Genomic DNA, 14,291 nt, shown 5'->3' with positions numbered 1-14,291 from the left:
GTTCTATTAGACATTTCGATTGCGTTAGTCGTTAGTTCGGGCGTATAGAACCGTTCTATTAGACATTCCACTTAGGTTTGTCGACTGTTCGGGCGTATAGAGCAAGTCTAAGTGACCATTTTCCTACTTCAACTCTCGTTTCGAGCTTTGAGACGCTCTCTCTCTTACTGTTTTCCTACTTCAACTCTCCTTTCGGGCTTTGAGACGCCTTTCAAAAGCGACTTCATTAATATATCATTTATTTCGTTTTGAGTCAACATCTTTTTATTATCTTTTTTCGATAGTTATGTAAGATGCAACTCGTTGTCGTTGCTGACTTGATTGATTATAGCACGGGTGGAATAGGGATGCAATTACTTTTTTAATATATTTTTATTTTCTTCTTTGAAACGTTAAAAACGAAGGAAACCTATTAGATTTCCCTCGTTTTTCTGTACTGACTTAAATAGAAATGGAGTTATTTTAAAACTTCTTCTATATAGATATCTAATTCTTGACTCAATGTAAAGAATTGATCTGATTCGATTTCTCTCACCATCGGCCTGGATGGATATTGCGGGTCGATAAAGGCGACCTCTGCAACTTTATTGTTGGAGAGCTTCACTTTGTCGCCGATGCTGAAGCTGCATACATTAGAAGTAAGAGCTTGAACAATAGAGAGATCATACTTGCCAAAGGTTTCATGTTTAAGTTGCTCGATTACTTTAAACGGCGATTGCTTGCTGCGATACTTCCTTGGTGATGTCATTGCATGAAATACGTCTGCTACTGCCAGTATCTTCGTGTAGGTATGTATTTTGTCTTCTGATAGGCCAAAAGGGTAACCCGTTTTATCGTAGCGTTCATGATGCTGCAATACAGCTAGTTTTATTTCATCTTGGATAACCGGTTGTTTGCTTACCATTTGGTAACTGAAGATAGGGTGTTCTTTTATTTGCGCAAACTCCTCTTTTCTCAGGACCGCAACATTTTTTAAGATTTTCTGATCGATGCGTGACATCCCGCAATCCATTAAGAAACCTGCTATGCCCACTTGAATGATGTCTTTCTTTTTATAACCAAGTGACTTTGCGATTGCAGAAGCTATGATGGCCACGGCCACAGAATGATGATGGATATAGTCTTCTTCATTGGTGTAATGATAAAGGGAGAAGACTTCTTCTTGATAGTGAAGGGATTTTTCAATTAAAGGAATGATTGTTTTCCGCACGGCACTATAATCAATCGGTGCTCCTGATCCCCATGCTTCATACATTTTTTTGTAAGCTTGGGTTGCTTTTAAGTACATCTGCAGGAAGGAATCTTCTTTTGGCTTATCTTCAATCATCGTTAATAATTGAGGATTGAATGGCTGGCCGTTGGAAAGGAATGCTTCTATTTCTACTTTTTCCACTAAGAAAGATTCTAATATTTCAATGTGTTGGTTTGTCAGGACGGTTCTCTTTGGCATAATCGGCTTTGAAGTGAGTGCTTTTATTTCTTGTGCCAGAATACATCCTTCCACCAGCTGTTCGGTTTTCACTAACATGAACGCTCTCTCCTTATAAACAAAGAGGAACACATGAAAGTGCTCCTCTCTTAGAGTTGATCATTTACTTTGCTCTTCTTATTCTTCGACTTCTTCTGTGGAAATTCCTTCTTCCATTTCTGTATCTTCCGTACCATCTTCCGGCTCTTCTTCTTTATCCACTCTTGCGACTGTTGTCACAAATTCGTTCTCTGCAAGACGAATAAGCTTCACTCCCTGGGTGTTTCGACCCATTTGCGAGATTCCATCGACAGACATACGGATCAGAACGCCACTTGCGGTGATCAGCATTAGATCTTCTTCAGTGGTTACGGTCTTAACAGAAACAAGCTCACCATTACGATCGGTGATGTTACATGTTTTAATTCCTTTTCCTCCACGGCTTTGGACACGGTACTCTTCTGCCGGAGTACGTTTACCGTAACCGTTTTTGGTTACAACCAACACATCAAGGCCTTCATCAAGAAGTTCCATTCCTACCACTTCATCATTTTCAGAAATGGAGATTCCTTTTACTCCTGTTGCCGTTCTACCCATGGAGCGTACGTCCGTTTCATGGAAACGAATGAGCATTCCCTTTTTCGTTCCGATGATCATCTCTTTCGTGCCATCAGTTAATTTTACGGAGATTAACTCATCGCTTTCACGTAGTCCTAGTGCAATCAGACCGCCTTTACGGATATTGGCGAATTGAGATAGCGGAGAACGCTTGGATATTCCATGCTTGGTTGTAAAGAATAAATACCAGTCATCCACAAAGTCTTCCACCGGGATAATGGCGTTGACCCATTCTCCTTTTTCCACCTCAAGCAAGTTGATGATTGGAATTCCTTTTGCTGTACGGCTGAATTCTGGGATTTCGTAACCTTTTGCTCGGTACACTTTCCCTTTGTTTGTAAAGAATAACAACGTATCGTGAGTGGAAGTGGTCAATAGATGTTCAACAAAGTCATTCTCATTTGTTCCCATCCCTTGAATTCCACGACCTCCTCTTCGCTGGCTGCGGTACGTGGAAAGAGGCAGACGCTTAATATAGCCATTATGCGTAAGCGTAATCACGACATTTTGACGTGGAATTAAATCCTCATCTTCAATATTTTCAAAGCCTCCAACCATTATTTCAGTACGGCGAGTATCGTTGAAACGTTCTTTAACTTCTGTTAGTTCCTCACGGATAATTTCAAGTACTTTTTCTTCATCTGCAAGAATGGCTTTCAGTTCAGCAATAAGCTGCATAAGTCCTTGATATTCTTCTTCTATCTTTTCACGCTCTAAGCCAGTTAGACGTTGTAGACGCATGTCTAGTATAGCTTGTGCTTGTTTTTCAGATAGAGAGAATTCGGTCATTAAGCCTTCACGGGCAATATCAGCAGTTTGGGAGCTACGGATCAAGGTGATAACCGCATCTAAGTGATCTAAGGCAATGCGCAGACCTTCCAAGATGTGTGCTCTTGCTTCCGCTTTACGCAATTCAAATGCCGTACGACGCTTGATTACGACTTTTTGATGTTCTAAATAGTAATACAGACATTGTTTCAAGTTTAATACTTTCGGTTCCCCGTTTACTAGTGCAAGCAGGTTGATACCGAAGCTTGTTTGAAGGGAAGTCTGTTTGTATAAGTTATTTAAAAGGACATTAGCATTTGCATCTTTTTTGACTTCCATGACGATACGCATACCATTACGGTCTGATTCATCGCGCAAGTCAGAGATGCCTTCTATTTTCTTATCACGAACAAGGTCCGCAATTTTTTCAATCAGTTTTGCCTTATTAACTTGGTAAGGAAGTTCGTGAACAAGAATGACTTCTCTGCCATTCGGTTTTGTTTCGATTTCCACTTTCGCACGAACCGTAATAGATCCGCGGCCCGTTTCATAGGCTCTTCTGATTCCACTTCTGCCCAGAATTTGACCTGCCGTAGGGAAGTCTGGCCCAGGAATGATTTCCATTAACTCGGGAATGGTAATGTCAGGGTCCTTACTTACAGCAAGTACTCCGTCAATGATTTCCCCAAGCTGATGAGGTGGGATATTGGTTGCCATCCCGACCGCGATACCAGAAGCACCGTTTACAAGCAAGTTTGGAAAACGTGCAGGCAGTACAACCGGCTCTCTCTCGGAACCATCATAGTTATCTTGATAGTCAATAGTGTCTTTATTAATATCGCGAAGTATCTCCATGGAGATCTTCGACATTCTTGCTTCGGTATAACGCATGGCAGCTGCTGCGTCTCCATCGACAGATCCGAAGTTTCCGTGGCCATCGATCAGCATGTAACGGAAGTTAAAGTCCTGTGCCATACGTACCATCGTGTCATAAACCGCGGAGTCACCATGTGGATGGTACTTCCCGATTACTTCCCCTACGATACGGGCGGACTTTTTATAGGCTTTATCCGCTGTCATTCCTAAATCATTCATTGCGTACAAAATACGTCGATGTACAGGTTTCAATCCGTCTCGTACATCCGGCAGGGCACGAGATACGATTACACTCATGGCATAGTCCAGGAAGGATGTTTTCATTTCCTGACTGATATTTATTTCTTTAACTGAGGACCTCTCAGACATAATAACGAACCTCCTTGCGAAATGTGAGTTCATGACTACATTCGCTTTCGCTCTTCTCTATGTAAAAGACAGGATAGCATGACACTACCCCGCTTTTTTTATTGGATTCTGAAATTAGATATCCAGGTTTTTTACATAACGGGCATTGTCTTGGATAAAGTTTCTTCTTGGCTCTACTTTATCCCCCATTAGAATCTCGAATGTTTCATCCGCTTCGATGGCATCTTGCAGGCTTACTTGAAGCAATGTTCTAGATACTGGATCCATGGTTGTTTCCCAAAGCTGTTCAGGGTTCATCTCCCCTAATCCTTTATAGCGCTGGATACCGGCTTTTGGCTGATCCGACATAGTCGCAAGAATTTCTTCCAGCTGACGGTCATTATAAGCGTACTCGATCTTTTTGCCCTGTTGTATTTTGTATAGTGGTGGCTGGGCAATGTAGATATATCCATGTTCGATGATTTGGCGCATGTAACGGTAGAAGAATGTCAATAATAGCGTTCTAATATGAGCGCCATCGACATCAGCATCCGTCATGATCACGATTTTATGGTAACGGGCACGGGAAATGTCAAAATCCTCTCCAATTCCAGTTCCAAGAGCCGTGATGATGGCACGAACCTCATTGTTGGATAAAATTTTGTCAAGACGCGCCTTTTCAACGTTAATGATTTTTCCGCGTAACGGCAGGATTGCCTGGAAGTGGCGGTCTCGGCCTTGCTTAGCTGATCCTCCTGCAGAATCTCCCTCTACCACATATATTTCGCTGATAGATGGATCTTTAGAGGAGCAGTCCGCCAATTTACCAGGAAGACTGGAGATTTCCAATGCACTTTTTCTTCTTGTAAGTTCCCTTGCCTTCTTGGCTGCCATTCTTGCTCGGGAAGCCATTAATCCTTTTTCCACAATTTTCCTTGCTGCAGAAGGATTTTCAAGAAGGAAGCCTTCGAATTTTTCCGTAAAAACAGAATCTGTAACCGTTCTTGCTTCACTGTTTCCTAATTTAGTTTTTGTCTGGCCTTCAAACTGTGGATCTGGATGTTTGATGGAAACGATAGCCGTCAAGCCTTCTCGAACATCTTCCCCTGTCAGGTTGCTGTCCGCATCTTTGAAAATATTGTTCTTGCGGGCATAGTCATTGATAACTCTCGTCAATGCTGTTTTAAAACCTGATTCATGGGTTCCACCCTCATAGGTGCTGATGTTGTTGGCAAAAGAGTACAGATTGCTTGTGTAGCTATCATTGTACTGTAGTGCCACTTCGATGGAGATGCCGTCCTTTTCTCCCTCTACAAAAACAACTTCCTCATGAATGACTTCTTTTGTTCGGTTTAAATGCTCTACATATGAAGCGATACCGCCCTCGTAGTGGTATTCATTCTTTTTCGGTGTTTCTTCCCGCTTATCTTCAATGGTGATACGTATTCCTTTATTTAAGAACGCAAGCTCACGTAGACGGTGTGCTAACGTATCGTAGTCATATTCTTTTGTTTCAGTAAAAATCTCTTCATCGGGAACAAAATGAATAATCGTTCCTGTAACATCCGTTTCGCCGATTATTTTAAGGTCCTCATTCGGTACCCCTTTATTAAATTGCTGGTAATGAATTTTGCCATCACGATGGACATAGATCTTAAGCTCAGAAGAAAGGGCGTTCACAACGGATGCTCCAACCCCGTGCAGACCTCCTGAAACTTTATAACCGCCACCGCCGAATTTTCCTCCTGCATGAAGTACCGTCATGATTACTTCTACTGCAGGACGACCCATTTTTTCATGTATCCCGACTGGAATACCACGGCCATTATCTTTTACAGTAATGCTGTTGTCTTTTTCGACGATAACATTAATCTCAGAGCAATATCCTGCCAATGCTTCATCGATACTGTTATCGACAATCTCCCACACTAAGTGATGCAAACCCTTGGCACTGGTGGAACCGATGTACATACCTGGTCGCTTTCTTACGGCTTCAAGGCCTTCAAGTACCTGTATATTACTTTCATCATAGCTGTTTTCTTGCAATTTCTTTTTGGTCCATCGTCATATCTATCACCTTCACTTTTTATTTCTACACAATAGACTTCGTTATTTGTTGGCGGGAGTTGTCCCTAAAGACAACAAACGCAAATATAACAGGCAGTTTCTCTAAAAGAGCAACTCCTCCATCGAGGTATCCATTTCTTTTTTTCAAGGTTGTTGAGGCTAGGGGAGAAAGGTATATGTTTTCTTCGGTAATCACGATTGATTTGATGTCATGTTTACTGATATTTTTGATGGATTTGTCCGCTACTTCCGGCAAGGACTCTTTCCAGTCGGATTGCAGGAGCCTGCGATCTAAAATAGCGATGATTTTAGAAGCGCGCACCATCACTTCTTCTCCAATATGCAAATACATGATCCTTCACCTCAATTTCGTTTCTTGATCGTACCCGAGACCACTTCATACGTAGCCGCTTGTTTCAGCGTTTGGTGGTCGATTCCATCCACACTCGTTGTCGTAACGAAGGTTTGGACCTTTCCCTGAATGGTGTTTAAGAGATGGGACTGTCGATAATCATCTAGCTCAGATAATACGTCATCAAGGAGCAGTATGGGATATTCCCCTACTACCGAGTGAATGAGATCTATTTCAGCAAGCTTCAGCGAAAGAGCTGTCGTGCGCTGTTGTCCTTGTGACCCGAATGTCTGGACATCTTTTCCGTTCACTTGAAAGAGCAGGTCATCACGATGGGGACCAAATAGTGTCACGCCTCTTTCAATTTCTCTATCTTTTATTTTATCAAACTTTTCGTTATATGCTTCTATCATTTTCGACAAGTTTGTTGTTTCTGATACATAATCAATGGATGGTTTGTAGATAATAGTCAATTCTTCTAAACCACGGCTGATACTTTTATGAATTGGCTGAGCCCAGCTTTGCAGCAATTGCACAAACTCCTGCCTCTTTTCCGTCACGCTCGCAGCCAATTCAATAAGCTGCTCTGTTAATACAAACAGCATGGTTTCATCTTTTTGCTTTCTTGTCTGTAACTGTTTTAAGTAGTGATTGCGCTGCTGAAGTACTTTTTGGTACCTTGACAGGTCATGCATATACCGAGGTGAAACCTGACCAAGTTCCATATCTATAAAACGTCGTCTCACCTGAGGACTACCTTTTACAAGCGTAAGATCCTCAGGTGCAAACATGACGATATTCATATTTCCGATATACTGACTTAATTTAGTTTGTTCAATATGATTGATCTTTGCTTTTTTTCCTTTTTTACTGATGACTAGTTGCAGCGGCAACTCTCCATTCCGTTTATGTATCCTACCTTCTATTTTACCATACTCTTCGTCCCATCTGATAAGATCTTTATCATTGGACGTCCTGTGTGATTTTGCCATCGCCAATACATAGATGGATTCCATCACATTTGTCTTTCCTTGCGCATTTTCACCTAAGATGACATTCACACCGTCTTCAAATACGGCATGCAAACTTTCATAATTGCGATAGTGTCTCAACGTCAATTCTTCAATATACAATCCGTATCACCAACTCATCAGGAAACAACGACATATTTTCCATGACCGTCTATTTCAATTACATCCTGAACCTTCAGTTTTCTTCCTCTTCTGTCTTCAAGCTCTCCGTTCACTTTTACTTCATATTCTGAAAGAAACCATTTTGCCATTCCGCCTGATTGGATGACATCGGCCAATTTTAAAAATTGTCCAAGTGTAATCATTTCTGTTGATATTTGAATTTCTGTCATTATTTCGCGCTCACTTTCTTTTTAGGGATTATAATTTCTTTTACTATTCCCTTATTGTCTAATTCCTATTGTACTAGAACTTCTCCATATAGAAAAGAAAGCCACTAGGAATGGTCACTAGTAGCTTTCAGGGCTTATGTTTATTAGTACGTTCTGACTGGCAGGATAAGTTGAAGCATGGAATCATCATGTAATGTTTTGATGACAAAAGGCCTCATTGCACCAGTGAAATTAATTAAGATCTCGTTGCCTTCAAGCGCCTTTAATGCATCCATCATATATTTTGCGCTAAAAGAAATTTTCAGCTCTTCTCCGTCGATGGAATTGCTTTGTACTTGTTCCACTACTTTTCCGACTTCTGGGGAGTTAGAGGAAACTTCAAGCGTATCAGACTCTAGAGTCGCAAGCTTTACTACATTGTTTCGTCCCTCTCTTGCAAGTAGGCTCGCACGATCGATCGCCTGCAGGAACTCCTTCGTTGTTACTGTGATATCTGTTTTGCTTTCCGCTGGAATCAATCTGGACGTATCTGGATAGTTTCCGTCAAGCAGACGTGAGAAGAAAAGGATATTCTTTGCTTTAAATAACACTTGGTTCTCTGTCACCACGATATCAAGCAATTCGTTCGTATCATCTAAAATTTTATTCAATTCATTCAAGCTCTTACCTGGAATGACGACATTGCACGTAATGTCGTTTTCCGCTTCTACCTTCGCTTTGCGTAAAGCCAAGCGGTGGCTATCTGTTGCAATACAGATAAGCTCATGGTTTTCAAGCTTCCAGTTTACACCTGTCAAGATAGGGCGTGTTTCTGAGGTGGACACTGCAAAAACAGTTTGTCGAATAATATTTTTCAGTAGATCTGTTGGAACACGGAATACGTTTTGTTCCTCTACTTGTGGCAGGTGCGGGTATTCTGCTGCATCCTGACCGTTTAGGTTGAATTCTGATTTACCAGAACGGATGGTCGTTACATATTGGTTCTGTACCTCAATTTCGACTGTATCCATTGGAAGTTTTTTAATGATCTCACTAAAGAAACGGGCTTGCAGCACAACGCTTCCAGCTGTTTTTACTTCAACATTTTCAGATCCATCTTCTTCACAAGGAATGAAAGATTCAATAGAGATATCAGAATCACTTCCAGTAAGAGTGACTCCTTCTTCTGTAGCGACAATCTTTATTCCAGTCAAAATGGGAATGGTTGTCCGGGAAGAGACCGCTTTTAGTACGTCTTGAACGCTTTGAACCAGCTTGTCGCGTTGGATAATAAATTTCATCGTAATCCTCCTTAATGGGCAGGTCTATTTATATATTTTATTAATAAAAAACTAGTAGAAGTAATAGTAGGGGCTGTGATTATGTGGATAAGTCCCTTTTTTGTTACGAAGAGTAGATATCCACATGTGAATAACCTGTGTTTAACCAAGTACCACTTATACACAGATTCCACTATTGTTCTATTTAACTTTTTAAAGAATCAGCAATTGATTGTATTTGTTTTTGCAAGTTTGTATCTGTTTTTACGAGATTGGAGATTTTTTCATGGGCATGAATAACCGTTGTATGATCTCGACCTCCAAATTCCTCTCCTATTTTAGGCAAAGAATAATCCGTAAGTTCCCTTGATAAGTACATGGCGATTTGTCGAGGAAAAGCAATCGATTTGGTTCGCTTCTTTGCTTTGAAATCCTCTAATTTCACATTGTATTCTTCTCCCACGGTCCGTTGAATGTCATGAATGGTTACCACTCTTGGCCTAGAGCTTGGGATGATGTCTTTGAGTGCTTCTGCCGCCAAATCAGCATTAATATCCTTATTAATCAAGGAAGAATAGGCAACCACTCTGATGAGCGCCCCTTCGAGTTCACGAATATTGGAATCAATTTGATTGGCAATGTAAAGCATCACTTCATTTGGAATATCCAGCCCTTCTGCTTTTGCCTTCTTACGCAGGATAGCAATACGGGTTTCCAAATCTGGTGGGGTGATGTCTGTGATCAGACCCCATTCAAAGCGGGATCTTAGGCGGTCTTCCAATGTCGGAATCTCTTTTGGAGGCCTGTCACTGGAGATGACAATCTGTTTGCTTTCTTCGTGCAATGTATTGAATGTATGGAAAAATTCTTCCTGGGTTTGTTCTTTTCCGGCAAGGAACTGAATATCATCAATAAGCAACACATCGACATTTCGATATTTATTGCGAAAATCGACAGCCTTGTTGTCCCGAATGGAATTAATGAATTCATTGGTGAATTTTTCAGATGATAAATAGACCACCTTTGCTGCAGGATTATGCTCAATAACATAATGGCCGATTGCATGCATTAAGTGAGTTTTTCCTAGTCCTACTCCCCCATAAATAAATAGAGGATTATAGGCTTTAGCCGGAGCTTCTGCCACTGCCAAAGATGCGGCATGGGCAAACCTGTTTCCAGAACCGATGACAAATGTGTCGAATGTGTACTTCGGATTCAGCATATTTTGCGGAATTTCGATCATATCATCGTCTTTTTTCACTTTTGCAGGAGGAGTTTTTATCTCGATCTCTTCATCAGCTTGGTTTTGAGGAATAATAAATTTGATGGATAATTCTTCACCTGTGATATCAGAGATGGTTTCTCCGATAAGACCGGAATACCTGGACTCGAGCCAGTCACGCGCAAACTCATTTGGTGCAGTAATGACGAGATTATCTCCCTGCAATGAATGAGCTTTTGTACTCTTCAACCATGTTTCAAAGCTTGGTTTGCTTATTTTTTTCTCTATCTGATTTAATGCTTTGACCCATAGATCAGAAATATTTTTCATCTTGAATCCCCCTTTCGTTTGTGTCTGGCAACCTTTTTACAATAGAAAAAGGTGCTTATCTGTACAAGTTTTGTTCAACAAACACTCTGCTAGAAAAACACCCGTTGTATGTTTATTCATTCGTATACTGTGAAAAAGATATTATATAGTAGAAAAGTAGTTTTCGACAAAAACCCACACCTGTGGACAAATACTTACACACACCCTTGAATAACTATCCACATCTTATCCACAATCTGTGGAAAACTATTTTTGATCAATCATTTATTAAGAGTGAAAACACAATAATAATATCAAAAAAAACCTTATGTTGCAATTGCTTTTTGATATTATCCACAACTACCACAAATTGTGGAGAAAAGTTTTCCACAACACAAGATACTGTGTAAACCTTGTCGATAAGTGCTGTGGATGACGAAAAATAGCGAAAAAAGTTATTCACAGGTAGAAAAATGTTGAACGTATAAAGAGTTAAAAGTTAAAACTAAGTTAATCGTAGTGGAAGTCGCGCAGACTCCTGAAGAGGTTCCAGACCCCGGCATTTAAATTTGGTAGAGCGATTAAGTGTTTGTTTTCGGGGTCAGGCACCTTTTTAATTTTTGTTTATGGTTTGATGAAGTGAATTTTGTTGTTAGTTTTTACTATATAAAAAGAAAGGGTTGCTTTGTGAGGCTGGGGAATTTATACTTACATTTGGGAAGTTGACATTCCGATGGTATATTCTCTATAATTATTAAGACTGTCTGTAAAGAAATTTTATATTATAGGAAAGCAAGACTTTCCAGTGGTGTTGAAAAACGGCTTATAAATGTCTATCGATCATATAGAGGTGTTTTTCCACTTAGATTTTGAAGTATCCTCAGGGAGGTGTCATAGTAATGAAAAGAACGTTTCAACCAAATAATCGTAAACGTAGTAAAGTACACGGTTTCCGTGAGCGTATGAGTTCTGCAAATGGACGTAAAGTTCTTGCACGTCGTCGTCGCAAAGGAAGAAAAGTATTATCAGCATAAGGCCACTGACTGTCAGTGGTCTTTTTTACTATTTCGGGCATATTCCGGTTATTTTTTCGCGAGATTTGAGAAAGAATGTTGAAATAGGACCGAATTAGAGGATTTGTGTAAGGCAGGAGGAGACACATTGAGGAAAGAACAAAGAATCAAAAAAAATAAAGAGTTCCAACATGTGTTCCAAAAAGGAAAGTCGATGGCCAATCGGCAATTTGTGATATATGCTGTGCAGAAATCGGACCAGCCCTTATTCCGGATCGGTTTATCTGTCAGTAAGAAAATTGGAAACGCTGTAACAAGGAATCGAATCAAGCGGCTAGTCAGACAAGCAGTCCACGAAATAAAGGAACAGCTTCCTGGCGGCGTCGATATTGTCGTGATCGCCCGAAAACCAGCTGCGGACATGTCATTTGAAGAAGTAAAGAAAAGCCTACAACACGTAATAAAAAAACTCCCGACACTATCTACTAAGAAAAAAGTGTAAGTTAACACACAAAAATTCTTCTAAGTTTATAGCTGGTGATTGGAGCACAGGGCATAGACTCCGACGGGAGGTAGCGGTAGGTTGAGACTCCGCAACGAAGTGAGGAGGCTCAAGCACCGCCCCGTGGAAAGCGAAGCCCGGTGCGGAAATCAACCGCGTTGTTAAAGGGAAAAGGAAAAAATGTGTTGGAAGTGTGACATATATTCAATTTGCCAGATAAAAATGATAGGATGTAAAAGGAATCATTTTTTTTGTGTAAAAAGGAGGAAAAAGAGGTTGAAAAATCGAATATGGCTACTAATGGCCCTTATTGGACTTGTAGCTTTACTATCAGGCTGTACAGAAATCAACCAGCCAATCACCAATGAAAGCGAAGGCTTCTGGAACGAATACGTAGTTTATCCATTGTCTTGGTTGATCACTTATTTTGCTGAACTAATGAACAATGACTACGGTTTATCCATCATTATTGTAACGTTATTAATCCGATTTGCTATCTTACCGTTAATGATTAAACAAACGAAGAATGCAAAGGCGATGCAAGCCTTACAACCGGAAATGAAAGCACTTCGTGAAAAATATAGTTCTAAAGATCAAAAAACACAACAGAAATTACAGCAAGAAACAATGGGGCTTTTCCAAAAGCATGGTGTAAACCCGCTTGCCGGATGTTTCCCTTTATTGGTTCAAATGCCGATTTTAATCGGATTTTTCCATGCGATTACCCGTACGACGGAAATCGCCAACCATAATTTCATGTGGTTTGATCTGGGAGATCCGGATCCTTACTTCATCCTGCCTGTCGTTGCTGGTATCACAACATTCATTCAGCAAAAAATCATGATGGCTGGTATGGACAACAACCCGCAGATGGTGATGATGCTTTGGATTATGCCGATCATGATCGTTGTATTTGCGATCAACTTCCCTGCGGCACTTTCTCTATACTGGGTAGTGGGGAACATCTTTATGATTGTTCAAACTTACTTTATTAAAGGACCGGAGCTGAGAAAAGCAAAAGAAACAGCTGCTGGAACTGCAGGAGGAACAAAAAAGTGAAAGAAATAACTGCAACTGGTCCAACAGTCGAGGAAGCTGTCCAATCTGCTTTAGCTCAACTAAACACATCAAAAGACCGTGCAGAAATTACAATCGTTGACGAAGGCAAGAAAGGTCTCTTCGGATTGTTTGGCTCAAAACCTAGTGTTGTAACCGTCAAATTGAAGCAAGACCCGATCGAAGAATCAACGAATTTCTTGAAAAAAGTTCTTACTGAAATGAATATTGTCGCAGAACTTGATGTAAAGGTGGAAGGTAGGAATATTTCCATCAGCATCAGTGGCGAAAAAACAGCTCTAATTATCGGAAAAAGGGGACAAACCCTTAATTCCCTTCAATATTTAACGCAAATTGTCGCAAACCGCTATTCCAATCAATATCTAAATGTCGTCATTGACGCAGAAGGATACCGCGAGAAACGCCGGGAAACCCTGGAACAACTTGCAGAGCGCCTTGCACAAAAAGCATTGAAAACAAAACAGGATGTCCATCTTGAACCGATGCCTTCTTTTGAAAGAAAGGTGATGCATTCGATCATCTCGGCCTACCCGGAAGTAGAAACCTACTCCGTCGGCAAAGAACCGAACCGCTCCCTTGTGATCACAACCAAAAAGAACAAAGTCGCAAAAAGATAATCCAACCAAAACGGCTGACCCTTCAATAAGGGCCAGCCGTTTTTTTTGGCATTAATGAGTGCTTACCTGTAGATTGAAGTGCAAGGTGTGAGACTCCAGCGGGGGAGTAACGGTAGATTGAGACCCCGCAACGAAGTGAGGAGGCTCAAGCACCGTCCCGCGGAAAGCGAACACCTGGAACGAAAATCGAAAGGAGTCAATGAAACCTCAAAGGTTTTTTCTGTTCAAGTTTTAATCGACAGATAAAAGGCAATGCTGATGAAACAACTGTGCGAGATTTGTTTATTGTTATTCACATGTGGATAAGTTAAAATGATTGATGACAAACGAACCATTCGGGAAATTTTTGTGGATAACTATCGAACAGGAATACTTTAAAAGACACAAAAATTATGCTAACCTTAGTAAGTTAAAGGACGAACTATTTTACCT

Annotated in this window: 12 protein-coding genes; 4 read left to right on the top strand and 8 right to left on the bottom strand. The window is 40.7% G+C overall.

Annotated elements, in window-relative coordinates; genetic code table 11:
• Positions 1-457: 457 nt before the first annotated feature.
• The 8 genes from M313_RS0116720 to dnaA all read right to left on the bottom strand — a co-directional run bounded on the left by M313_RS0116720 (position 458) and on the right by dnaA (position 10,671).
• Positions 458-1,528: an HD-GYP domain-containing protein gene (locus M313_RS0116720; RefSeq protein WP_010197934.1), complete on the bottom strand. Its 1,071-nt coding sequence runs from the start codon at positions 1,526-1,528 to the stop codon at positions 458-460.
• Between the two features lie 78 nt (positions 1,529-1,606).
• Positions 1,607-4,099 carry a DNA gyrase subunit A gene (gene gyrA / locus M313_RS0116715; RefSeq protein ID WP_010197920.1) on the bottom strand — a complete coding sequence of 831 codons (2,493 nt, stop codon included), beginning with the start codon at positions 4,097-4,099 and terminating at the stop codon, positions 1,607-1,609.
• A gap of 114 nt (positions 4,100-4,213) precedes the next feature.
• Positions 4,214-6,124: a DNA topoisomerase (ATP-hydrolyzing) subunit B gene (gyrB, locus tag M313_RS0116710; RefSeq protein WP_010197910.1), complete on the bottom strand. Its 1,911-nt coding sequence runs from the start codon at positions 6,122-6,124 to the stop codon at positions 4,214-4,216.
• Positions 6,125-6,170: 46 nt separating this feature from the next.
• A complete protein-coding gene (gene remB / locus M313_RS23900; protein WP_010197900.1) occupies positions 6,171-6,497 on the bottom strand; it encodes an extracellular matrix regulator RemB in 327 nt (108 codons plus the stop codon).
• Positions 6,498-6,508: 11 nt separating this feature from the next.
• The gene (gene recF / locus M313_RS0116700; RefSeq protein WP_010197897.1) at positions 6,509-7,630 is read right to left on the bottom strand and encodes a DNA replication/repair protein RecF; all 1,122 of its coding nucleotides are present in this window, start codon (positions 7,628-7,630) and stop codon (positions 6,509-6,511) included.
• Between the two features lie 17 nt (positions 7,631-7,647).
• Positions 7,648-7,863: a ribosome maturation protein RlbA gene (rlbA, locus tag M313_RS0116695; RefSeq protein ID WP_392396780.1), complete on the bottom strand. Its 216-nt coding sequence runs from the start codon at positions 7,861-7,863 to the stop codon at positions 7,648-7,650.
• Between the two features lie 140 nt (positions 7,864-8,003).
• The gene (dnaN, locus tag M313_RS0116690) at positions 8,004-9,140 is read right to left on the bottom strand and encodes a DNA polymerase III subunit beta (RefSeq protein WP_010197892.1); all 1,137 of its coding nucleotides are present in this window, start codon (positions 9,138-9,140) and stop codon (positions 8,004-8,006) included.
• Positions 9,141-9,324: 184 nt separating this feature from the next.
• A complete protein-coding gene (gene dnaA / locus M313_RS0116685) occupies positions 9,325-10,671 on the bottom strand; it encodes a chromosomal replication initiator protein DnaA (protein WP_010197890.1) in 1,347 nt (448 codons plus the stop codon).
• An 878-nt stretch (positions 10,672-11,549) separates the two neighbouring features.
• On the opposite strand from dnaA, the gene rpmH reads away from it, so the two are divergent.
• The 4 genes from rpmH to jag all read left to right on the top strand — a co-directional run bounded on the left by rpmH (position 11,550) and on the right by jag (position 13,859).
• On the top strand, positions 11,550-11,684 hold the full coding sequence (gene rpmH, locus M313_RS0116680) for a 50S ribosomal protein L34 (protein WP_010197888.1): 135 nt from the start codon (positions 11,550-11,552) through the stop codon (positions 11,682-11,684).
• A 127-nt stretch (positions 11,685-11,811) separates the two neighbouring features.
• Complete coding sequence (gene rnpA / locus M313_RS0116675) at positions 11,812-12,165, top strand: ribonuclease P protein component (protein ID WP_010197887.1); 354 nt, start codon at positions 11,812-11,814, stop codon at positions 12,163-12,165.
• A gap of 276 nt (positions 12,166-12,441) precedes the next feature.
• Positions 12,442-13,224 carry a YidC family membrane integrase SpoIIIJ gene (spoIIIJ, locus tag M313_RS0116670; protein ID WP_010197886.1) on the top strand — a complete coding sequence of 261 codons (783 nt, stop codon included), beginning with the start codon at positions 12,442-12,444 and terminating at the stop codon, positions 13,222-13,224.
• On the top strand, positions 13,221-13,859 hold the full coding sequence (gene jag, locus M313_RS0116665) for an RNA-binding cell elongation regulator Jag/EloR (protein WP_010197885.1): 639 nt from the start codon (positions 13,221-13,223) through the stop codon (positions 13,857-13,859). The genes spoIIIJ and jag overlap by 4 nt, the downstream gene beginning before the upstream one ends.
• Positions 13,860-14,291: the final 432 nt, after the last annotated feature.

It is taken from the genome of Bacillus sp. m3-13 (assembly GCF_000175075.1).
GTDB lineage: Bacteria > Bacillota > Bacilli > Bacillales > Bacillaceae_I > Sutcliffiella_A > Sutcliffiella_A horikoshii_C.
The sequence above is the reverse complement of the archived record's forward strand: the minus strand, read 5'-3'. Positions and strand labels throughout refer to the sequence as shown.